Annotated in this window: 18 protein-coding genes; 6 read left to right on the top strand and 12 right to left on the bottom strand. The window is 73.4% G+C overall.

What is annotated here, in order from left to right:
* Window positions 1-287 precede the first annotated feature (287 nt).
* From ACIBCT_RS37190 to ACIBCT_RS37175, 4 genes are all read left to right on the top strand, one after another.
* Window positions 288-1,052, top strand: a complete 765-nt coding sequence (locus ACIBCT_RS37190) for a thioesterase II family protein (RefSeq protein ID WP_399196705.1) — start codon at window positions 288-290, stop codon at window positions 1,050-1,052.
* Between the two features lie 270 nt (window positions 1,053-1,322).
* Window positions 1,323-1,925 carry an ECF RNA polymerase sigma factor SigK gene (gene sigK, locus ACIBCT_RS37185; protein WP_399196703.1) on the top strand — a complete coding sequence of 201 codons (603 nt, stop codon included), beginning with the start codon at window positions 1,323-1,325 and terminating at the stop codon, window positions 1,923-1,925.
* Window positions 1,922-2,755: an anti-sigma factor domain-containing protein gene (locus tag ACIBCT_RS37180; RefSeq protein WP_399196702.1), complete on the top strand. Its 834-nt coding sequence runs from the start codon at window positions 1,922-1,924 to the stop codon at window positions 2,753-2,755. The genes sigK and ACIBCT_RS37180 overlap by 4 nt, the downstream gene beginning before the upstream one ends.
* Before the next feature lie 389 nt (window positions 2,756-3,144).
* Window positions 3,145-3,777, top strand: coding sequence for a fasciclin domain-containing protein (locus ACIBCT_RS37175; protein WP_399196701.1), 633 nt, complete (start codon window positions 3,145-3,147; stop codon window positions 3,775-3,777).
* 197 nt (window positions 3,778-3,974) lie between these two features.
* On the opposite strand, the gene ACIBCT_RS37170 is transcribed toward ACIBCT_RS37175, so the two are convergent.
* From ACIBCT_RS37170 to ACIBCT_RS37130, 9 genes are all read right to left on the bottom strand, one after another.
* Entirely contained in the window at window positions 3,975-4,280 is a 306-nt protein-coding gene (locus ACIBCT_RS37170; RefSeq protein WP_399196699.1) for a hypothetical protein, read from the bottom strand.
* A gap of 256 nt (window positions 4,281-4,536) precedes the next feature.
* The gene (locus ACIBCT_RS37165; protein WP_399196698.1) at window positions 4,537-10,023 is read right to left on the bottom strand and encodes a carboxyl transferase domain-containing protein; all 5,487 of its coding nucleotides are present in this window, start codon (window positions 10,021-10,023) and stop codon (window positions 4,537-4,539) included.
* Window positions 10,024-10,292: 269 nt separating this feature from the next.
* Window positions 10,293-11,045, bottom strand: coding sequence for a DUF418 domain-containing protein (locus ACIBCT_RS37160; protein WP_399196697.1), 753 nt, complete (start codon window positions 11,043-11,045; stop codon window positions 10,293-10,295).
* Between the two features lie 578 nt (window positions 11,046-11,623).
* Window positions 11,624-12,514, bottom strand: coding sequence for a hypothetical protein (locus ACIBCT_RS37155; RefSeq protein WP_399196696.1), 891 nt, complete (start codon window positions 12,512-12,514; stop codon window positions 11,624-11,626).
* Between the two features lie 318 nt (window positions 12,515-12,832).
* Window positions 12,833-15,082 carry a heavy metal translocating P-type ATPase gene (locus ACIBCT_RS37150; protein ID WP_399196695.1) on the bottom strand — a complete coding sequence of 750 codons (2,250 nt, stop codon included), beginning with the start codon at window positions 15,080-15,082 and terminating at the stop codon, window positions 12,833-12,835.
* A gap of 31 nt (window positions 15,083-15,113) precedes the next feature.
* Window positions 15,114-16,139 carry a hypothetical protein gene (locus ACIBCT_RS37145; protein WP_399196694.1) on the bottom strand — a complete coding sequence of 342 codons (1,026 nt, stop codon included), beginning with the start codon at window positions 16,137-16,139 and terminating at the stop codon, window positions 15,114-15,116.
* Entirely contained in the window at window positions 16,136-16,345 is a 210-nt protein-coding gene (locus ACIBCT_RS37140; protein ID WP_399196693.1) for a heavy-metal-associated domain-containing protein, read from the bottom strand. Before ACIBCT_RS37140 ends, ACIBCT_RS37145 begins: the two co-directional genes overlap by 4 nt.
* 33 nt (window positions 16,346-16,378) lie before the next feature.
* Window positions 16,379-16,660, bottom strand: coding sequence for a metal-sensitive transcriptional regulator (locus tag ACIBCT_RS37135; RefSeq protein ID WP_399196692.1), 282 nt, complete (start codon window positions 16,658-16,660; stop codon window positions 16,379-16,381).
* Between the two features lie 165 nt (window positions 16,661-16,825).
* Window positions 16,826-17,107: a heavy-metal-associated domain-containing protein gene (locus tag ACIBCT_RS37130; RefSeq protein WP_399196691.1), complete on the bottom strand. Its 282-nt coding sequence runs from the start codon at window positions 17,105-17,107 to the stop codon at window positions 16,826-16,828.
* 339 nt (window positions 17,108-17,446) lie between these two features.
* Between ACIBCT_RS37130 and ACIBCT_RS37125 the strand changes: the two genes are divergently transcribed.
* A complete protein-coding gene (locus tag ACIBCT_RS37125; RefSeq protein ID WP_399196690.1) occupies window positions 17,447-17,947 on the top strand; it encodes a hypothetical protein in 501 nt (166 codons plus the stop codon).
* 119 nt (window positions 17,948-18,066) lie between these two features.
* Here ACIBCT_RS37125 and ACIBCT_RS37120 read toward each other — a convergent pair whose 3' ends face one another.
* From ACIBCT_RS37120 to ACIBCT_RS37110, 3 genes are all read right to left on the bottom strand, one after another.
* The gene (locus ACIBCT_RS37120) at window positions 18,067-18,411 is read right to left on the bottom strand and encodes an ArsR/SmtB family transcription factor (protein WP_399196689.1); all 345 of its coding nucleotides are present in this window, start codon (window positions 18,409-18,411) and stop codon (window positions 18,067-18,069) included.
* Between the two features lie 144 nt (window positions 18,412-18,555).
* Complete coding sequence (locus ACIBCT_RS37115; RefSeq protein WP_399196688.1) at window positions 18,556-19,974, bottom strand: FAD-dependent oxidoreductase; 1,419 nt, start codon at window positions 19,972-19,974, stop codon at window positions 18,556-18,558.
* 218 nt (window positions 19,975-20,192) lie between these two features.
* Window positions 20,193-20,528: an ArsR/SmtB family transcription factor gene (locus tag ACIBCT_RS37110; protein WP_399196687.1), complete on the bottom strand. Its 336-nt coding sequence runs from the start codon at window positions 20,526-20,528 to the stop codon at window positions 20,193-20,195.
* A gap of 64 nt (window positions 20,529-20,592) precedes the next feature.
* On the opposite strand from ACIBCT_RS37110, the gene ACIBCT_RS37105 reads away from it, so the two are divergent.
* Window positions 20,593-21,720, top strand: a complete 1,128-nt coding sequence (locus tag ACIBCT_RS37105; protein WP_399196686.1) for a flavin-containing monooxygenase — start codon at window positions 20,593-20,595, stop codon at window positions 21,718-21,720.
* Window positions 21,721-21,779 lie beyond the last annotated feature (59 nt).

The following is a 21,779-nucleotide window of genomic DNA, read 5'->3' as shown; positions in this document are numbered from 1 at the left end:
CCTCGAACCCCGGCCCCGGCCTCGAACCCCGGCCCCGGCCTCGAACCCCGGCCCCGGCCTCGAACCCCGGCCCCGGCCTCGAACCCCGGCCCCGGCCTCGAACCCCGGCCCCGGCTCGACCTCGGTCCCGGTCCCGGTCCCGGCCCCGGCCGAAGGCGGTCCCGGGAACGTCACGACCTCCCGCGAAGTTATGATTCCCCGGCGAGGCCGTGCCCCCTGCGGCCTCGTGACGCCTGCGACGTCGTGATCCCCGCGAAGGCGTGACCCCCGGCTAAGGAGAGACATCCGTGACGGCGACCGACCTGTGGCTCCGGCGTTATCACCCCTCACCGCGCGGTGCCGTGCAGGTGGTCTGCTTCCCGCACGCCGGAGGGTCGGCCAGCTACTACCACCCGCTCTCGGCGACCCTGGCCCCGTCCGCGGAGGTGCTCGCCGTGCAGTACCCGGGCAGGCAGGACCGGCGCGGCGAGCCGCTGTTCCGCGGCATCCACCCGCTCGCCGACCGCATCGCCGAGGTGCTGCTGCGGGAGGAGGAGCGGCCACGCGCCTTCTTCGGACACAGCATGGGGGCCATCATCGCCTTCGAGGTGGCCAGGCGCCTCGGTGACCGGGGACCCGGGCTGCTGTTCGCGTCCGGGCGGCGCGCCCCCTCCAGGGACCGCCTGGAGACCGTGCACCTGCTCGGCGAGAACGGCCTGATCGCCCACCTGCAGGAGGTGAACGGCGCGGAGGCGGCCTTCTTGGAGGACGAGGAGATCCGGGAACTGGTGCTCCCGGTGATCCGCAGCGACTACCGGGCCATCGAGACCTACCGGCCCGCGGACCTGACACCGCTGAGCTGCCCGATCGTCGCGCTCACCGGCGACGCCGACCCGCTGACGAGCGTCGACGACGCGCGGGCCTGGAGCGAGGTCACCACCGGTGACTTCGACCTCCGCGTCTTCTCCGGGGGCCACTTTTTCGTGGCCGACCACCGGCAGGCGGTGATCGAGACGATCCTCGACACCCTGGCGAAGGTCTTCGAGGGGACCGGGTCCGGAGACCGGCGGTAGCGGTCCCGCTCCCGTCCAGCCTCGCCCAGCCCCGGCCGGCCCCGTCCACCCTCGGCCCCACCGGTCACCGATCGGACTCTCGCCGACGCCCGCCGGGCACCGGCCGGACGCTCACCGGACGCTCACCGGACGCGGATCGAACGCCCACCGGACGTCCGCCGGTCACCGATCGGTCGCCGATCGGAAGAAAAGCGCCGCCGCCGACCCATCCGCCGGGCGTCCCGCTGCGAAGACCAGGGTGTGCGTGTCCGGGGCGAGCAGGAAGAGACCATGGGATCTGAACGCGTGCCCGGGCCGGGCCGGGACCATCGTGGTGATCACGACGATCAGGGAGGGCTGAAGGAGCTGCTCGGACGGGTCGCGCGCGGGGACCAGGCGGCGTTCGAGCGGGTCTACCACTTTGCGGCGGCCCCGGTGTACGGGCTGATCCTGCGGGTGCTGCGCGACCGGGCCCAGGCCGAGGAGGTCGCCCAGGAGGTGCTGGTGGAGGTGTGGCGCGGCGCGGCGCGCTTCGACCCGGCCCGGGGTACCGCGATGGCCTGGGTGATGACGATCGCCCATCGGCGCGCGATCGACCGGGTGCGCTCGGCCCAGGCCGGCACCGACCGCGAGGAACGCGCGGCCCGCCTTCAGGTGGACCGGCCCTACGACGAGGTGGCCGAGTCGGTGGAACGGAGCCTGGAGCAGGAACGGCTGCGCCGGTGCCTGGACGGGCTGACCGAGCTGCAACGCGAATCGGTGACATTCGCCTATTACGGCGGTTACTCCTATCGTGAGGTCGCCGAGTTCCTGAAGGTCCCGCTGGCGACGGTCAAGACACGCATGCGCGACGGGTTGATCCGGATGCGCGACTGCCTGGGGGTGGAGCGATGAACGACGCGCCCGGCGAGCACGACCCGCACACCCTGGCCGGGGCGTACGCGCTGAACGCCGTCGACGAGGGTGACCGGCTGCGGTTCGAGGAGCACCTGAGCCGATGCGCCGAATGCGCCGAGGAGGTACGCGGCCTGGCCGAGACGGCGGCCCGGATGGGGCGGGTGCTGGCGGCCGAGCCGCCCGAGGGCCTGCGCGCGCGGGTGATGGCCGAGATCGGCCAGGTCCGCCAGGTGCCCCCGCTCGTCCCCGCGGACACCGGCATCACCGGCATCGTCGGCAGGAAGGCCGGTGAGAGGCGCCGCCGTGCCGCGGAAGGGCCGCCGGGGACGCGCCCGGAGACACGTCCGGGGACACGTCCGGCGACGTGGTGGCCGCGGGCGGTCGCCGGGCTGGCGGCCGCGTGCCTGGTCGCCGCAGTGGCCCTGGGCGTCGTGAACGTCCGTACCCGGGACCTGCTGGAGCGGCAGGAGGCCGTCAACCGGCAGATCGCCACCGTGCTGGCAGCGCCGGACGCCCACTCGATCCGGGTCTCCGGCGGTCCGCAGGGCGCCGGCACCCTGGTGGTCGTCTCCCGGTCACAGGACCGGCTGGTGGTCGTCCCGTCCGGGCTGGCCGGCCTGCCCGAGGACAGGACGTACCAGATGTGGAGGATGGGGCCCGCGAGGACCACCTCCGCCGGGACCATGCGCCCTGGCGAGGGCGCGTCCGCGGTGGTCGTCGACGACATCGCGCAGACCGCTCAGGTGGGCGTCACGATCGAGCCCGCGGGCGGTTCCGCCCAGCCCACCTCCACGCCGCTGCTCGTGCTGAACCTCCCCCCGGCCTGACCGCGGCCTGATCCTGGTCCGGCCCCGGTCCGGTCCAGACCTGTCCGCGGTCCGGGCCCCGGCCTGACCGCGGTCCGATCCTGCCCGATCCTGGTCCGGGCCTCGGCTCGATCCCGGTCTGACCCCGGTTCGGGCCCCGCTCGCGACCGGCCGGGAAGTTTTCTCCGTCGCGACCCATCCACCTCGCCGTCGGCTCCGAAGCCCCGGTGTGAACATCACCACCGGGCGACCTCGTCACGACGCAGCGGCACCTTGCGGCCCACCGGCCGAAGCGGCCGCGCCGGGCCCGGACACCTGACATCGGTGCCACCCGGACCGGAACGCCGCTCCGGGTGACCACCACCCACACCTCCGTTCACCCGACGCACGACCATCGCGAAGGAATCCCCATGAAGACCCGATTCGCCGCAGCGTCCGTTCTCGCCGTCGCCCTGTCCCTGAGTGCCGCCTGCGGCGGCGACACCACCGCCGCCGGTGACCCCACCGCGGCGGCGACCGGCGCCGCCCCGGCCACCGAAACGCCGATGGAGTCGGCTCAGCCCACCATGGCCGCCGCGCCGTTCGGCGCCGCCTGCGCGACCCTGCCCACCTCCGGTGAGGGCAGCGTCACCGGTATGGCCGACGACGCCGTGGCCACCGCCGCCTCCAACAACCCCGCGCTGTCCACCCTGGTGGCCGCCGTCACGAAGGCCGACCTGGTCGACACGCTCAACTCCACCGACGACATCACCGTGTTCGCGCCCACCAACGACGCCTTCGCGAAGCTTCCCAAGAAGACGCTGGACAAGGTCCTGGCCGACAAGAAGATGTTGACCTCCATCCTCACCTACCACGTGGTGCCGGGCCGCAAGACCCCCGCCGACCTGGAGAAGGGCACCCTGACCACCCTGCAGGGCGGCACGCTCACCACCGGCGGCTCCGGCGAGGCCCTCACCGCGGGCGACGCCAAGGTCGTCTGCGGCAACGTGCCCACCCGCAACGCCACCGTCTACATCATCGACACCGTGCTGATGCCCGGCTGACCTCCGCGCCCGGCTCCACCGGGGTGAATCGTCACCCCGGGGGGGGGGGGGGGGGGGGGGGGGGGGGCGGGGGGGGGGGGGGGGGGGGGCGCGCGCCCGGGCCCCCCCCCCCCCCGCCCCCGCGCCCCCCCCCCCCCCCCCCCCCCCCCCCCCCCCCCCCCCCCCCCCCCCCCCCCCCCCCCCCCCCCCCCCCCCCGCTACCCCTCACACTGGATGCCCCGGAAGTTCCCGCCGGGCAGCTCCCACACCCTGCCGCAGCCGTAGGTGCCCGACGGGATGGTGATGGTCCCCGGATCGCCCGCGCCGGAGCCGGTACAGCCGGAGCCGCTGACCTCGTAGGGGCCGAGCACCGGGATGGGCGACGGGAACGCGTACCCGGCGGTGCAGGTGTACGAGGCGTCCGCGTGCGCCGCGGCCGGAGCGAGGAGCGGTGCGGCCAGGACGCCGAGGACGACGGCGGCGCGGGCGAGGGCGGTACGGGGGGAGACCATGGTGTTCCTCATCGGTTCCGGTGTTCCGTCATGGTTCGAAGGACGCCCACCGGTGTTTCCACGTCACCGCCCGGCAACCCCGCGTGTCCGGTAGTGGACACCTCACCCGGGCTCGCCCCACCTCACCCCGACCCGCCCCGTCTCACCCCGGCCCGGTCGGTTACGCCCCACCTCACCCCGCACCGGGCCGGTCCATCCCGGACCGGCCCTCGCGCGGCATCGACGCGGCCTCCTCGCGGCCACAGCGCGGCGCCGGCGCGTGTCCGGGTCAGTCCCGGCGGGCGAGGCCCTTCTCGACCGCCTCGATGATCCGCGGCCGCAGCTCGGCGCAGCTGATGATCGCGTCCACCGAGCCGACGTCGACCGCCCGCTGGATGCTGTGCACGCGGTCGAACTCCGTGGCCACCTCGGTGAGCTTCTCGGCCCGTACCGACGAGCGCAGCTCGGCCAGTTCGGCGGCCAGCGCGGTGCGCGCGGCGGCCGGCGCCTCGGCGACACGGGCGGCGAGCGCGAGCACGCGCGGGTCGTTCCCGGTCCGCTTGTCGACGTCGCGGGCGAAGACCACCGCGGCGGCCGGGGCGCCGCCGAGCACCGAGGCGAACGAGCCCTCGACCGCCAGCACGGTCATGTTCGGGTTGAGCGCCTTGGAGAACACCACGAACGCGCCACCGTGGTACCGCGAGATCACGCAGAACACGATGGGACCCCGGAAGTTCACCACCGCGCGGCCGATCTCCGCGCCGTACTCCAGCTGGAGCTTGCGCATCGACTCGGGCGAGCCGTCGAACCCCGACAGGTTGGCCAGCACGACCAGCGGCCGGTTCCCGCTCGCGGCGTTGATGGCCCGGGCGGCCTTCTTGGACGACTGCGGGAACAGGGTGCCCGCGGTGTAGGTGTCGGGGCCGTCGGTGGGGGGGAACCCGCGGCGCGGCACGGACCGCGACTCGATGCCCAGCAGGCACACGGGCAGGCCGCCGAGGTGCACGTCCTGGACCACGGCGGTGTCCGCGTCGGCCATGCCCGCCCACCGCTCCAGCACCGGGTGGTCCTGGTCGGACAGCGCGCGCATGACCGTGCGGATGTCGAAGGGCTTCTTGCGGTCCGGGTTGAACTCGGCGGAGAAGATCTGGCCCACCGTCGTGAAGTCGCTGCCCGCCACGGTGTGCGGGAACGTCGACACGTCGCGGTCGGCCGGGTCGCTGGTGACCGTCCTGCGCGGCCGGCTCTCTCCCGGGGCCACGTAGCTGTGGTCGTAGTGCGACATCAGGACCTCCCGCGCGGCGCGGATGTCCGGTGCCCAGTACTGCGCCTGGCCGTTGGGTCCCATGATCCGGTCGTACCCGCCGATGCCGTGGTTGTCCTCGGCCGACACGCCACCGGAGAAGTCGAGCGACTGCTTGCCCGTCAGCACCATCGCCGAGTCCGGCGTCATCACCAGGATGCCCTTGGTGTGCATGAGCATCGTGGCCTCGGCGTTCCAGTACGGCTGGGCGCCGACGTTGATGCCCGCGACCACGACGTTGATCTCACCGCCGTCCTGGGTGAAGGTCACGATCCGCTTCAGCGCCGCCGCCACCCAGTCCATGTTCTCGGTGCCGGACGACATCGAGATCCGGGCGCCCGCCGACAGCGCGAACCACTCCAGCGGCACCCGCATCCGCTCGGCCAGGTCGAGCGCGGCGATCACCCGCGCGCATTCGGGCTCGGACAGCGCGCCGAGCGCCTTGGTGGGGTCGCCCAGCAGCACGACGCGGGTCATGCCCTCCGGGTGGCGCGGCGTGGGCGTGCTGACGACACCCGCCACCAGCGCCGCGGTGTTGCGCCCCTTGGGACGGTTCACCGGCACCAGTGTGGAGTTCTCGTCCAGGTCGTACTCGGTGAACGAGCCGAGGGGACCGGCGAGCATACCGGTCAGCTCGTACGGGTGGTGCGTGCCGCGGCCGTGCGCGCGCAGCACCTCCTGGCGGTAGTCGTCCAGCGGCTCGATGGGCTCGGTCGGCGGCGGCACCACGGACACCCGCATGCCGGAGTTCACGTCGTAGCCCACCCGGACGGCGAAGTCGACGAGCTCACCGTTGGCGCCGTCGCGGCGCCTGCCGAGGAACAGCACCTCCTCCAGGCCCGCGCCCGCCGTCGTCGGCAGCACGCGCTTGGCCACGGTGTTCAGGTCGGTCGGCGACAGGTCGGTGGGCGGCCACACGTAGATGACGATGCGGTTCGTGGCCGACGCCTTGGCACCGGGCTTCTTGGCCCGGCGGATCGCGTCCAGGCAGGTGGCCACCGTGTCCTCGGCCGCGGGCAGCGCGACGAGCCTGCCCTCGTCGTCGCGCAGCGGGGTCAGGTCGCGGACCTGGCCCAGGGCGACCAGGCGCTCGTCGGACGGGTTCTGCCGTGCCACGGCCCGGAAGAGGTAGACCTCCTCGTCGGGCGAGGGCAGCCGGGTGAGGTCGAAGTCGCGCAGCCGCTCCAGCTGCATGCGCTCGGCGATGCGCGGGTGCAGGCCGCGCAGCAGCCGCTCCTCCACGAAGCCGCTCGCGGACGGCCGGAAGGTGAAGTGGTGGTGCATCGCGGCACCGCTGTGGCCCGCGACGGTCGTGGTGATACGGCCGACCCGGTTGGACGGCTGCTGGGCGGCCAGGACCTCGCGCAGCCGCGCGGCCATCTCGTCGGGGTCGGCCGGGCCGTCCGGCCAGGTCAGGTAGACGTCGGCCACCAGCTCGCCGTCACCGACGAACTCGCCGACCGCCTTGACCGCCTGGGCCAGCGCGGAGAAGTCGATCGCGGTGGTCACGACGCGGCCGTCGCCGTTCGCGGTGCGGTGGTCGGCGACGACGAACGTGCAGCCCGCCACCGTGCTCACCCGGATGTCGCCGAGCGCGCGGTTGCCGTAGTAGCGGCGGCTCAGCACCTCCAGCAGCGGTACGGGGTCCGCGCCCTCGCGGCCGATCCGCTGGCCGATCAGCCGGACGAGCGGCTGGGCGCTGGCGACCATCGCGGAGATCCGCTCGGCGCGGTCGGGCGCGTCCGGGTGCTGGTCGAGGTGGCGCAGGTGCCTGCGCACGGCCGTGTAGACCTTGGCGCGGGTACGGCGCAGCAGCGGCTGGGCGAACCAGGTGAACACGACGCCGCGCGCCAGGTCCGCGACGGCCGGGAACCGCACCTGGGTGGCGGCCACCAGGTGCTCCAGCGCCAGGCCGACGGTGACGCGGTCGGCCTGGGCGGGCGGGGCGTCCTTCATCCACAGGCGCAGTAGCGTCGTCACCACGGCGACGTCGGTGGACGCGCGCTGCTGGGCCAGGAAGATCCGGAAGACCGCGTCCTCCAGCTCGGGCGTGCGGTCCAGGCCCTCGACGCCGTAGCGGGACAGCACGTGCGTGAGCCGCTGCCGGAAGCCCTCCGACAGCCCGGCCCGGTCTGGGTCGAGGTAGCGCAGGTAGGTGTGGAAGTACTCGCGGGGGCTGTGCACCGCCGAGGCGGACTTGGTCTCCTCGCCGACGGGCCGGTTGCGGCTCAGCTCGCTCAGGTCGGCGAACAGGCGCAGCAGCTCGATCTCGCCGGACGGGTCGAGCTCGCCGCTCTCGACGAGCTCGGCGCGCGCGGCCAGGTAGCCGGCCAGCAGGCGCTTCTCGTCCTGCGAGTCGACGTCGAAGCCCAGCAGCAGGCCGCGCAGGTCCTGCAGGCCGCGCGCGGCCCGCTCGGCGGCGGGCACGTCCACCGGCTCGGAGGGCAGGTCCAGCTCGACGTCCGCCGTCGCGGCGGGAGCGGCCGTCTCCTCGCCCTCGCCCAGCGGCTCCAGGCTGAGCAGGCGCGCGCCCGCCTCCACCTGGCTGCCGATCGACACCGCGAGCTCCCGTACGCGGCCGCGGAACGGCGCGCGCAGCACGGTCTCCATCTTCATGCTCTCGACCACGAGCAGCGGGGCACCGGCCTCGACCTCGTCGCCCGGCTGCAGCGGCGTGGCCACCACGAGCGCGGGCACGGGAGAGCGCACGATGCCGCCCTCGTCGCGGCTGATCCGGTGCGCGACGCCGTCGACCTCGACCAGGTGGGTCGGGCCGTGGGTGCTCGCGACGACCTTGAAGCGGACGCCGTTCACGATGATCTGGCCGCTGTGCTCGTCGAAGCGCTCGATGTCGACGTCGGCCGCGTGCTCGGGCCCGCCCGCCGAGATGCCGATGCGGAACCGGTGGCCGCCGGTGCGGGCGATGCGGACGCGGTAGCCGACGTCGCGGAGCTTCAGCTCCAGCGCGCGGCCGCTCTCGTGCTGGGACTGCGGGCGGCCGCCGTGGGCGGTGGACAGGAAGCGCTGCCGCGTCACGGCCTCCTCGTCCTCGTAGGCCTCGATGGCGGCGACGATCAGCGCGATCGCCGAGTGCCGGTGCGACACCAGGGCGCCCTGGGCGCGTACGCGGTCGATCCAGCCGGTGTCGGCGGACCCGTCGATCACCGCGGGCTCGTCGAGCAGCGTGCGGACGAAGCCCTTGTTCGTCACGCCGCCCTCGATGATGACGGTCGTCTGCGTCATCGCGCGGCGCAGGCGGGCCAGCGCCTCGGCGCGGTCCCGGCCGTGCGCGATGATCTTCGCGATCATCGAGTCGAAGTCGGCGGGGATCGTGTCGCCCTCGCTGAAGCCGGTGTCCACCCGGACCCCCGGGCCGCTGGGCAGCGCCAGCCGCGCGATCCGGCCGGGGGAGGGGGCGAAGTCGCGGTCGGGGTCCTCGGCGTTGAGGCGGGCCTCGACGGCGTGACCCCACTCCGCGGGCACGTCCCCCTCGAGCCTGCCGCCCGCCGCGACGTGCAGCTGGGCCTTCACCAGGTCGACGCCGGTGGTGATCTCGGTGATCGGGTGCTCGACCTGCAGGCGCGTGTTGACCTCCAGGAACGCGAACAGCCGCTCGCCGGGGTGGTAGAGGAACTCGACGGTGCCCGCGCCCCGGTAGTCCACCGCGAGCACGAGCCGCTCGGCCGCCGCCTTCAGCTCGGCGACCTGCCCGGCGTCCAGGACCGGGGAGGCGGACTCCTCGATGATCTTCTGGTTGCGCCGCTGCACGGAGCAGTCGCGCACGCCCAGCGCCCAGGCGGTGCCCTGCCCGTCCGCGATGACCTGCACCTCGACGTGCCGGGCGCCGGTCACCAGGCGCTCCAGGAACACGACGCCGCTGCCGAACGCCCGCGCGGCCTCCTGGCGCGTCAGCTCGTAGGCCCGGGTCAGCTCGTCGGCGTTGGAGATCATCCGGATGCCGCGGCCACCGCCGCCCGCGGTCGCCTTCAGCATCAGCGGGTAGCCGATCCGCGCGGCCGCCGCCTTCGCCTCCTCCAGCGTCTCCACCGGGCCGCGGCTCCACGGCGCGACGGGCACGCCGACCTCCTCGGCGATCAGCTTCGAGCCGATCTTGTCACCCAGCCTGCGCATCGCCTCGGCGCCCGGGCCGACGAACGTCACGCCGATCTCGGCGCACAGCTCGGCGAACGCCGGATCCTCCGCCACGAAGCCCCAGCCGACCCAGGCGGCGTCCGCGCCGGTCTCGACCAGGGCCCTTCTCAGGACCGCGTGGTCGAGGTAGGGACGGTCGGCCGCGAGCCCCAGGTCGTAGGCGATGTCGGCCTCGCGGACGAACGTGGCCGTCCGGTCGGAGTCCGTGTAGAGGGCGACGGTCTCGATCCGTGTCCCTGTCTCTGCGGCTAGGTCCCGAACGGCGTGGATGAGCCGCATGGCGGCTTCGCCGCGGTTGACGATGGCGACACGACTGAACAACTGAAACGGCCTTTCATTCGAAGGCGATGAACACGGCGGTCGTCCCCGCCCTGACGGGGATACATTCTCCCGGTTGTCCCCCGCGGACCGGAATGGCGGGGACGAAGCGTGTTTCGCGGCCGGAGATGTTGAGATCGCACAAACGCGCCCGTCGACATGGCGCGATGTGCGACCGCGGTGATCCCGGTCGCGCAGCGGTTCGCGGACCCGCTGGGGATCCGGTGTCGAGACTACCGCCGCAGGTGCCTCACCGCCTTCACCGGCGACGGTCACCGGTAGGTGACGCGCCGTACCAGCACCTCGAACGGTCCCAGGTGCCCCGCCCGCCGCATCCGGTCGGCGAGCACCACGGTGATCAGCCACGTGGTGGCGGCCAGGAGCGCGGTGGCGGCGACCGTCAGGGTGCCGGAGAGATCGAGCAGGAACGGGGTGAAGACGAGGGCCCAGACGATCGACTGGGCCAGGTAGCAGGTCATCGACCGCTGACCGGCGGCGGTGATCGCCAGGAGCACCGGCCCGGGGACGCGCGCCCGGAGCCGGACGGCGACGAGCGCCAGCGCGGCGGCGTAACCGAGACCGCCCAGGGTCCCCGTCGCGTCGTGCAGGGAGCCCAGCGACTCCAGGAGCGGCCGGGCCGGGGACGCCAGCACGCCGGAGAGCACCAGCGCGATCGGCTGGGCGCCGAGCACCGCGGCCCCGATCCCGGCCGACGCCGCGACGCGCAGCGCCGTCAGGTGGAGCTCCGGCCGCTCCAGGACCCGCCGGCGTCCCGCCCACACTCCGACCAGGAACGGGCACACGAACCCGAGAGGGCCGAGGAGGGCGACGTAGAGGGACGTCTGGGCCCGGGCGACGATCATCGTGAGCACGTCCGGCGGGAGCATCGCGACGTCCGGCGGGTCGGTGCCCACGGTCGACGAGGTCCCGCCCGGCAGCGCCGTGAGCACGAAGAACAGCAGGGCCACGGCGAGCAGCCACCGGTCCCTCCAGCGCACCGCCCACGCCCCGGCCAGCAGCAGCACGCCGTACGCCGTACGCCGCCAGGATGTCGCCGGCGTAGAGCAGCACCGCGTGCGCGAACCCCACGACCACCAGCACGAGGCCGCGCCGCCACAGCAGCCGGCGCACCGCCCGCGGGCCGCGTTCCCGCTGGCGGTCGGCGATCCGGGCGATGCCGTACCCGAACAGGGCCCCGAACATCGGGAACGCCCGTCCGTCGACGAACGTCGAGATGAACCAGACGACGGCCGCGTCGACGCCCGAACCGCCCCGCGGGTAGCCGCCGAGCACCGACGGGCCCCGCAGGAAGTAGTGCGTGTTGGCCAGGGCGATGAACAGCAGCATGAGACCGCGCGCCAGGTCGGGTCCCGGGGCGCGCGCCGCCAGGGGCGTCGGCCGGGACGGGTCCGCCGTCGCCGCATCAGCCACGGGTGCCCCGCGGGCCCGGATGAAGGGATGCCGTCATGGCCGAAAGCCAACCACTCGCCCGTTCCGCTTCCATCGTGCTTCGGTAGGGGCCGAAGCCGACCGAAGTCGGTCCCTCGCGGATCGAAGAAGCCCCCTCCCGGCGCGGCCGGAAGGGGGCCTCGGGGGCCGGGGGTCAGCCCGGGGGGAGGTTTCCGTTCTTGGCGACCGGCAGCGCCAGCTGGCTCGCGCCGGACAGGACGGCCTGCTCGGCCGGGAGGCCGGCCAGGACGGGGTTGACGTGCCGCAGGCTCAGCGTGACCGTGGGCAGCGTCGTCGGGGCGACGATGTCGAACTTCTCCAGGTCGATCCACCGGACCAGGGCGAACACCTCGGGCGGGATGGCGTCACCGGCCTTCTGCACCGGGACGCACAGCTGGCGGGCGTGACGGACCTGCACGCCGTGCGTGGGGATCTTCCCGACCAGGACGGGGTTGAGCTGGCGCAGGCCCACCTGCTGGTTCAGCAGGGCGTTGGGGGTGATGGCGTAGCACTTGAGGTCGATGTGACGGACGATCGACAGCACCTCGGCGGGCGGGACCACGTTGTTCTTGATGACCGGGACGCACAGCTGCTGCGGGGTGTTCATGGAGATCTGCGTGCGCGGCAGGTTCTGGAACAGCGGGTTCAGGTGGCTGAGCACCAGGCCCGTGTTCACCGTGGTGCCGGAGATCCTGTAGCAGGCCAGGTCGATGTACTTGATGACGTCGAGCGCGGGCGACGGTGGCAGCTGGTTGTTCTTGGCCACCGGGACGCACAGCTGCTCACGCGGGCCGAGGGTGACGGTCTCGATCGGCAGGTTCGTGAGCGCGGGGTTGATGTGCCGCACCGTGAGCACGGTGGCGGGCGGCTGGTACGGGCTGGTCCTGAAGCATTCGAGGTCGAGGAAGGCCGTCAGGTCCTTCGGGGTCGGCGGCGCGAGGGCACCGGCGGGCGGGGCGCCCAGGAACGCCACGGCGAGCGCCGCGACGACGACGGCGACGAGACGCCGGGGCGTCGTTCCTCTACGACCGCGAATTCCGGTCACGGCTCGGTCCACTGCGGCTCCAAAGGCTCGGGACGGGACTGATACCGCCGAGTGTGTTCCGCCGTACCCGCTCTTTCAATATCACCCCGGATTTCGTTGTGCGTAAAAATACATAGAGGCGGGACGTGGGGTTTTCGTCGTGCGAGAACGCTTTTCCGGTTCGCCGGTAACAGGGCTTCGCCATTCTTTCCGGGGCCCTTCCGCTCTCATGACGCGGCCCCGGGGAAAGACGGGGAAACCGACGGCCTCCGGCGTGGTGCCGGAGGCCGTCACGGTGCCCGCGCGGGGCCCCGGGTGCCCTCGCGGTGGGGCCCGGTCCTACCTGAACCCGCGCAGGCGCAGGCTGTTACCGACCACGAAGACCGAGGAGAACGCCATGGCGGCCCCGGCGATCATCGGGTTGAGCAGGCCGAGCGCGGCCAGCGGGAGGGCGGCCACGTTGTAGGCGAAGGCCCAGAACAGGTTGCCCCTGATGGTGGCCAGCGTGCGGCGGGCCAACCGGATGGCGTCGGCGGCCACCCGCAGGTCCCCGCGGACCAGGGTCAGGTCGGAGGCCTCGATGGCCGCGTCGGTGCCGGTGCCCATGGCCAGCCCCAGATCGGCCTGGGCCAGGGCCGCGGCGTCGTTGACGCCGTCGCCGACCATCGCCACGGTACGGCCCTCGGACTGCAGGCGCTTGACCACGTCGACCTTGTCGGCGGGCAGCACGCCCGCGATGACCTCCTCGATGCCGACCTCGGCCGCGACCGAGCGTGCGACGCTCTCGTTGTCGCCGGTCAGCAGCACCGGCCGCAGACCCAGGGCGCGCAGTCTGCGGACCGCCTCGGCCGAGGTGGGCTTGACGACGTCGGCCACGGTCAGGACCGCGCGGGCCCGCCCGTCCCAGCCGACCGCGACGGCCGTGCGACCGGCCGCCTGTGCGGCGGCGAGGGCCACCTCCAGGTCGGCGGGCAGGTGCTGGGACCACTCGGCGAGCAGCGCCGGACGGCCCACCAGCACGGCGTGCCCGTCGACGACGCCTTGGACGCCGAGCCCCTCGAGGTTGGCGAAGTCCTCGACGGCGGGCAGTTCGCCCACGCGCTCGGCCGCCCCCCGGGCGACGGCCCGGGCGATGGGGTGCTCGGAGGCGTGCTCCAGGGCACCGGCCAGGCGCAGCACCTCGGTCTCGTCCTCGCCGTCGGCGAGGTGCACGCCGACCAGCGTCATCGTGCCCTCGGTGACGGTGCCGGTCTTGTCGAGCACGACGGTGTCGACCCTGCGGGTGGACTCCAGCACCTCCGGGCCCTTGATCAGGATGCCGAGCTGGGCGCCGCGCCCGGTGCCGACCATCAGGGCGGTCGGCGTGGCCAGGCCCAGGGCGCACGGGCAGGCGATGATCAGCACGGCCACCGCGGCGGTGAAGGCCGCCCCGGCCCCGCCGCCGGTGCCCAGCCAGTAACCGAGCGTGCCGACGGCCAGCGCGATCACGACCGGCACGAAGACCCCGGAGATGCGGTCGGCGAGCCGCTGGACCTGGGCCTTGCCGTTCTGGGCGTCCTCGACCAGCCTGGCCATCCGGGCGAGCCGGGTGTCGGACCCGACGCGGGTGGCGCGGACGAGCAGGCGGCCCCCGGCGTTGACGGTCGCGCCGGTCACCGCGTCCCCGACGCCCACCTCCACCGGGACCGACTCGCCGGTGAGCATCGAGGCGTCGACGGCGGAGGTGCCCTCCTCGACCACGCCGTCGGTGGCGATCTTCTCACCGGGCCGGACCACGAACCGGTCACCGATCGTGAGCTCCCCGGAGGGGACGCGGGTCTCGACGCCGTCGCGCAGGACGGCGACGTCCTTGGCCCCCAGCTCCATCAGCGCCCGCAGGGCGGCGCCGGCACGGCGCTTGGAGCGGGCCTCGAAGTAGCGTCCGGCCAGGATGAACGCGGTCACCCCGGCGGCGGCCTCCAGGTAGATGTTGCCCGAGCCGTCGGAGCGCTCGATGGTGAACGCGAACGGGTGGGTCATGCCGGGGGTGCCCGCGGTGCCGAGGAACAGCGCCCACAGCGACCAGCCGAGCGCGGCGATCGTGCCGAGCGAGACCAGGGTGTCCATGGTCGCGGCGCCGTGACGCAGGTTCGTCCAGGCGGCCCGGTGGAAGGGCGCGCCCCCGTAGACCACCACGGGTGCGGCCAGGGTCAGCGAGAGCCACTGCCAGTTGGTGAACTGCAGCGCCGGGATCATCGCCATCGCGATCACCGGCACCGCGAGCACCACGGAGGTGATCAGCCGCCGGCGCAGCGCCCCGAGGGCGTCGTCCGGCCCGCCCGCCGCCTCGTCCCGCGCGGCGTCGTCCTTCGGCTCGGCGGGGAGTACGGCGGTGTAGCCGGCCTTCTCCACCTCGGCGACGAGGTCCGCGGGGGCGACGTCCTCGGGGAAGGTGACCTTGGCCTTCTCGGTGGCGTAGTTGACGGTCGCGGTGACGCCGTCGAGCTTGTTGAGCCTGCGCTCGATCCGGTTGGCGCAGGACGCGCAGGTCATGCCGCCGATCGAGAGTTCGACCGTGCCCTGTGGTCCGTCGTCGGTGAGGGAGGACATCACCTGCTCCTTTCGCTCGTCATGCCGAGGGTCAGTGGTCGTGGTCGCCGTGCGAGTCCGAGGCGGACGGCGTCGGCTCCGGCTTCTGCTTCTGCTTCTGCTCCGAGGTGGGCGTCGGTGCCGGGGCCGGGAGCTCGCCGGCGCGGAGGGTGAAGTCGGCGGTGCGCACGGTTCCCTCGTGCTGGAAGTCCAGGAACAGACGGTAGTCGCCGCGGCTGGGCACCTCGGCGTGGAAGGTGATCTCCGGGCCGGGGGCGGTCCTGCCGTCGCCCGGTTCCCCGTCGGGGTGGACGTGCAGGTAGGCCAGGTCCCCGGCGCGCAGGGCGACCAGGTGCCCGTAGGCGCCCAGGTAGGGCTGCAGGTCGGTGACGGGACGGCCGTCCCTGGTGACCTTGAGGGTGAGCCTGCTGGAGGCGCCGGGGGTCAGGTCCCCCTCCAGGGTGACGGTGTAGCCGTCGACCGTGGACGTACGGCTCACCGCGGGCGGCGCCCCGGGGGCGTGGTCGCCGGGGGCCTGCAGGTCGGTGCCCAGGGTCATCGCCCCGCCCCCCTCGGGGACGAAGTCGGCGAACGCCCGGTAGGCGCCGGCCCCGGGAAGATCCAGCCTCACCGACCACACACCGTCACCGCTCAGCTCGGGGTGCAGGTGCCGGAAGTCGTCCAGGTCGCGAGAGACCACGATGAAGTGCAGCTTCTTGCCATGCTCCGTACGGTAGCCGGTGACCGGCCTCCCGTCGGGGCCGATCACGCGGAACCGGAAGTCCCTCGCCTCGCCCGGCTCGACCACGGTGGTCTCCGGGAGCAGGGTGTAACCGTCCTGGGAGACCTGGAGGCCTCCGGGGACGGGCTCGCCGCTCGCCGTCGCACCCGCCGTCGCACCGGGGGCCGGTTCCGCGTGGGTCCCGTGACCGTCCCCCGGGTCCGCGGAGGCGGCCGGGCGGGCGTCCGCCACGGGGGCGGGACCGGTCGAGCCCACCGCGCTGCCGGCCCCCAGCGCCCCACCGAAGATCACGGCGAGTCCGAGGGCGTAGACGCCCAGTCTGGCCGGTGTGTTCATGAGGTCACCACTTCGTATCCCGCCTCCTCGACCGCGGCCGTGATGCGCGCCGCGTCGATCGGGTCCTCGCTCCGTACGGTCACCAGGCCGCCGGCCAGGTCCACGTCGACGCCGGTGACGCCGGGCAGCCCGCCGATCTCCTCCTTGACGGAGGAGACGCAGTGGCCGCAGGTCATACCCTTGACGGTGTACGTGCTGGTGGTCATGACGATCACTCCTTTGTTCGTCGGTCTCGTCGATCAGGAACGGACGAGGCGGGCGATGGCGTCGGTGGCCTCCTTGACCTTCGCCTCGGCCTCGGCGCCGCCCTTGGCGGTGGCCTCGGCCACGCAGTGCGCCAGGTGCTCCTCCAGCAGGGACAGGGCGAAGGACTGCAGGGCCCGGTTCGCCGCCGAGACCTGGGTGAGGACGTCGATGCAGTACTTGTCCTCCTCGACCATCCGCTGCAGGCCGCGGACCTGACCCTCGACGCGGCGCAGCCGCCGCAGGTGGTCCTGCTTGTTGTGGGTGTAGCCGTGCATGTCCCCGCCCTTCGTCGTCGCCTTCCATAACAGGATACCCCCGTATGGTATTCCCGACGAGGCCGAGGTCGTCGGCGCGGCCCGGCGCGGTGCTCCGGGAGCGGTCCCGCGGGCGGGCGCGCCCGCCGGTGCGCGCCCGCCGTTCCTCCGCCCGGGCCGGCCGTCCTAGGAGGCGCCGGCCGAGAGGGGTCCGGCGAGCGCGTACCCCGCCCGGTCCACGGCCGCGCGGATCTCCTCGTCGGAGAACCCGCTTCCGCCGACGGTGACGGCTCCGGTGGCCAGGTCGACCCGGACGCCGGTCACGCCGCCGACCTCGCCGATCTCGGTGGAGACCGCCGAGACGCAGTGGCCGCAGGTCATCCCTTCGACCCGGTAGACGCTCTCACCGCCGGTCTCCACCCGCGTGGATCCGGTGCCCGCGGTGTCGCACGCGCATGCCGTGCACATGGGATCTCCTCTCGCATGTACCCCAGTGGGGTATCTCGTGATGCGACTCTAACATACCCCCAGGGGGTTAATGGAAGCCCGGGACGGGCCGGTCGTGCCGAAGGCCCCCGCGATCGGTGATCGCGGGGGCCTTCCGTCTCCCCGTCGGCCGTCGTCACCCGGGACGCGTCCGGCGTGATCCGCAGCGCCCGGGAATCCTCGCGAGACCAGCCCGACGGACACGGATGCCAAGTTCACGGACAGGATCGCGCCGATCATGGCCGATACCGCGGGCCGCCGGTTGAACTGGGGCGGTACCAGTCCGCATCCACATCCACGATCGGAACGGAGTACGTGCCCATGCTCAGGAAGCTCATCGCGACGACCACGTCGTTACTGGTCGGCGCGGCGCTGCTCGCGGGCCCGGCGGCGGCCGACGATCTCGGCGCCCCCGCCCTCGAGCCGAACCCGGCGGCCGACCTCGGTGCCGCCGCCTTCGACCCGAACCCGACGATGGCGGGAAACGGCAAAGCCGTCCCGGCACCGCACTACGCGACGGGGGCCCGTGGCCTCAGTGCACCCGGCTACCTGCCGGGCTGCCGCTCCGGACGCGTCTGCGTCGCGGTGCTCGACTACCAGGACTCCAGGATCAACACCTGGAAGATCTGGGACCTCTACCTGTGCGGTGACTACTCGCTGTACGACTGGCACGGGCGTGGCTGGATCCGTAACAACCAGACCGGTGGCGCCATAACGTACCGGATGAACTCGAACTGGCAGGTCGTGCTTCCGAACCATCCGGTCGACAACAGGTGGCTGGACGTCGACTGGGAGCCCGCGTGGCACCTCACCTCATGCTGATCCGGGCTCCGCGTCCCGCCCGGTGAGCGGCCGTGCGCGCCGGTTCCCGCGCGCACGGCCGTCGCGGGAACCGGCCGCGCGCCTTCCCCGGGCACACGTTCGAGCGGCCGGGGGCCGGATCAGACGTTCGCGGGCTCGGCCAGCGGGGTGAACAGGGCGCTCAGCCGGGCCACCGCCGAGGGGACGATCCGGTAATAGATCCAGGTGCCGCGGCGCTCGCTGTCGATCAGCCCGGCCACCCGCAGGGTCTTGAGGTGGTGGGAGATGGTGGGGGCGCTGAGGTCGAAGGCACCGGTCAGGTCGCACACGCAGGCCTCGCCACCGGGGTGGGAGCCGATCATCGACAGCAGCCGAAGCCGGACGGGGTCGGCGACCGCCTTGAGCGCCGCCGCGAGTTCGGCCGCGTCGGCCGGTGAGATGGGCTCGCGGACGATCGGCGCGCAGCAGGCGGTGGTGGCGTTCATGTCGGCGGCTCCACGGTTAGATACGTGTCTAAATCATAGACGATGCCGGGCGGCCGGGATGAACGCGCCGGTCGGCGCACGGCCGTGACGGCCGCCGTCGCCGCGCCGTACGTGACCGGCGGCGCGGCGACGACCCGCCGGGGCTCAGCCGCAGCAGCCGCCACCGGTCCCTGCGGTGACCTGCGGCAGGGGAGTGGCGAGCAGTCCGCCGCCGATGCCGGTGGCCAGGCCCACCCTCGCCTCCTGCGCCTCGGCCAGGCCGGAGGAGCACACGCCGGTCTCGGGCAGTTCCAGGCGCACCTCGCGGGCGGCGTCGAGATCCCCGGCCAGGGCGGCGACCACCGAGCGGACCTGCTCGTACCCGGTGGCCATCAGGAAGGTGGGGGCGCGGCCGTAGCTCTTGACGCCGACGGCGTAGTAGCCGGCCTCGGGGTGGGCCAGTTCGGCCTCGCCGTGGGCGGGGACGGTGCCGCAGGAGTGGTGGTTGGGGTCGATCAGCGGGGCCAGCGCGCGGGTGGAGCCGAGGACGGGGTCGAGGTCCAGGCGCAGCTCGCTCGCGATGGAGTGGTCGGGGCGGTAGCCGGTGGCGGCCACGACCCGGTCGGCGGTGACGCTCCGCTCGCCGCCGCCGGGGGAGCGGCCGGTCACCGTCACGCCCGCGTCCCCGGCCGTGACGGTGTGCGTGAAGAAACCGGTCAGCAGGGTGATGCGCCCCTCCTCGACCAGGGCGCGCAGGCGGGTGCCGAGGGCGCCGCGCTCGGGCAGGGCGTCGGCCGCGCCGCCACCGTAGGTGCGCTCCGCCCCGCCCGCGCGGATGGCCCAGGTGACGGGGGTGTCCTCCAGCCGCGCCAGGGCCAGCAGGGTGGTGGCGGCCGAGTGCCCGGCGCCGATCACGAGGGTGTGGCGGCCCTCGTAGGTGGCGCGGTCGGCGCCCAGCACGTCGGGCAGGGCGTGGTCGACGAACCGCGCGGCGTCGGCCTCGCCGTGGGCGGGAAGGCCGTTGGCGCCCAGCACGTTGGGGGTGTTCCAGGTGCCCGAGGCGTCGATGACCGCGCGGGCGCAGAGCTCGTCGCCGTCGCCCAGGCGGATCACGAAGGGTTCGTCCTGTCGGCCCGCGGAGCGGACGCGGTCATGGCTCAGGCGGCTGATCGCGCTCACCCTGGTTCCGAACCGCAGGTACGGCGCGATCGCGGGGTGCCCGGCCAGCGGGGTGAGGTAGTCGTCGATCAGTTCGGCGCCGGTGGGCAGCCATCCGGGATCCGGTTCCTTCCACCCCTCGGCGGTGAGCAGGCGGCGGGCGGCGGCGTCGACGTTGTAGCGCCACGGGCTGAAGGTGCGCACGTGTCCCCACCGGGCGATCGAGGCGCCGGCGTGCTGGCCGGCCTCCAGCACGAGGAAGTCCACGCCGCGTTCGGCCAGGTGGGCGGCCGCGGCCAGGCCCACCGGGCCCGCGCCGATCACCACCACGGGCGGCTCGGAGCGCTCAGCGCCGTTCCCCGTGGAGCTCGCGGACGTGAACGGCTCGATCTCGACGGCCGCCGGGCCGCAACATCCATCACTCATGGTCGTCTCCTGTGCGTCGTGCGCTGACCGTCAGGGGCGCCGGGGACGGTGAGCCCCGGCCCCTACTGTTTAGAAGATTGTCTAAGTAGGACCAGGGTGCCCACTGATTTGAGGGTTGTCAATATAGACGCATACCTAAATTGTGAGGTGCCGGGCCCGACGGGCCTCTCCCGCCGGGCCGGTCGTCGCGGCCTCGTCCCCGTCGCCGGTCGCGAGGGTCACCCGCAGGGGGCGTCCGGTGAGCGGTCGCCCGGAGGGCAGCACGCCCGCAGGCTCGCCTGCAGGTCGCTCAGGGCCCGGCCGATCCGTCCCGCGTCCGCCCGGTAGTAGACGGTCTTCCACTCCCGGCGGGAGGCCAGCACGCCGCCGTCGCGCAGGGTGGCCAGGTGGGTGGAGGTGGCCGACTGGGCCAGCGAGAGGCGCTCGGCCACCTCGGACACGGTCAGCTCCGCCCCGCCGGCGAACAGCGCCAGGATCTGCTGGCGGGTCTCGCTGGCCATCGCCTTGAGAAAGGCGCGTGCCGCATCGCTCAACTCGATCCCGTCGGTGCTCATGGTCATAGCATCACCCCGTCACGTCATATTGTCATTTCTGGATTCGAAGATATGATGCGGTGTCATGAGCACCGATCCCCCCGGCGTCACCGACGCCCTCGACGCCCTCGACGTCGTCGTCATCGGCGGCGGCCAGTCCGGGCTGGCCGCCGCCCGCGCCCTGCTGGACGCCGGCCTGACCCCCGTCGTCCTGGAGGCCGGCGAGCGGACGGCCGGTTCCTGGCCGTCCTACTACGACAGCCTCACCCTGTTCTCACCCGCCCGCCACAGCGCCCTGGGCGCCCTGCCGTTCCCCCACGGGGGTGACGACGACCGATATCCGCATCGTGACGAGGTGGTGGAGTACCTGCTCCACCACGCCGACCGGTTGCGGGCCGACGGGGCCGACATCCGCGTCAACACCCCGGTCGAGGCGGTGGAGCGCGACGGAAGCGGGGGCTTCGTCGTGCGCACCGGCGACGGGCGGCCGCTGCGCACCCGGGGCGTGGTGGCCGCCAGCGGCTCCTTCGCCAACCCGTACCTGCCCCGGCTTCCCGGCCAGGAGGACTTCACCGGACACCTGACGCACGTGGCCGACTACCGCGACCCCGCCCCGTACGCCGGATTGCGCGTCATCGTGGTGGGCGCCGGCAACTCCGCCGTCCAGGTCGGCCACGAGCTGGCGGGGGTCGCCACGGTCACCCTGGCCACCCGCGCCCCGGTGGCGTTCCTCGACCAGCGCGTACGCGGCCACGACATCCACCACTGGCTGGCCGCGACCGGGTTCGACGACCTGCCACCCGAATGGCTGGCCGCGATGGGCGGGCCCACCCTGGTGCTGGACCAGGGCCGCTACCGGGAGGCGCTCGGCTCGGGGAGGATGCGGCGCCGTCCCATGTTCACCGCCTTCACCCCCGAGGGCGTCGTCTGGGCCGACGGTACGCGCGAGCGCGCCGACGCGGTCGTCTTCGCCACCGGGTACCGGCCCGCCCTGGGCTACCTGCGTCCCCTGGGCGCCCTGGACTCCGAAGGCGCGCCCCGACACGCCGGGGGGATCTCCACCACCCATCCGGGCCTGGTGTACGTCGGGCTGGAGTTCCAGCGCTCGTTCGCCTCCAACACCCTGCGCGGCGTCACCCGCGACGCCGAACACGTCGCAGGACCGCTGGCCGCCCATGTGCGCGACGCGCCCGCCGCGCTGTTCCAGCCCTGACGGCGGCCCGGCCGAACGGCTGAACGGCCGAACCGGACGGTGGGTACGGAGGGGGCGAG

Origin of the sequence: Streptosporangium sp. NPDC050855 (genome assembly GCF_044456585.1) — a bacterium.
Classification (GTDB): domain Bacteria; phylum Actinomycetota; class Actinomycetes; order Streptosporangiales; family Streptosporangiaceae; genus Streptosporangium; species Streptosporangium longisporum.
Note: the sequence above shows the minus strand (reverse complement) of the source record. Positions and strands in the feature narration are given on the sequence as shown.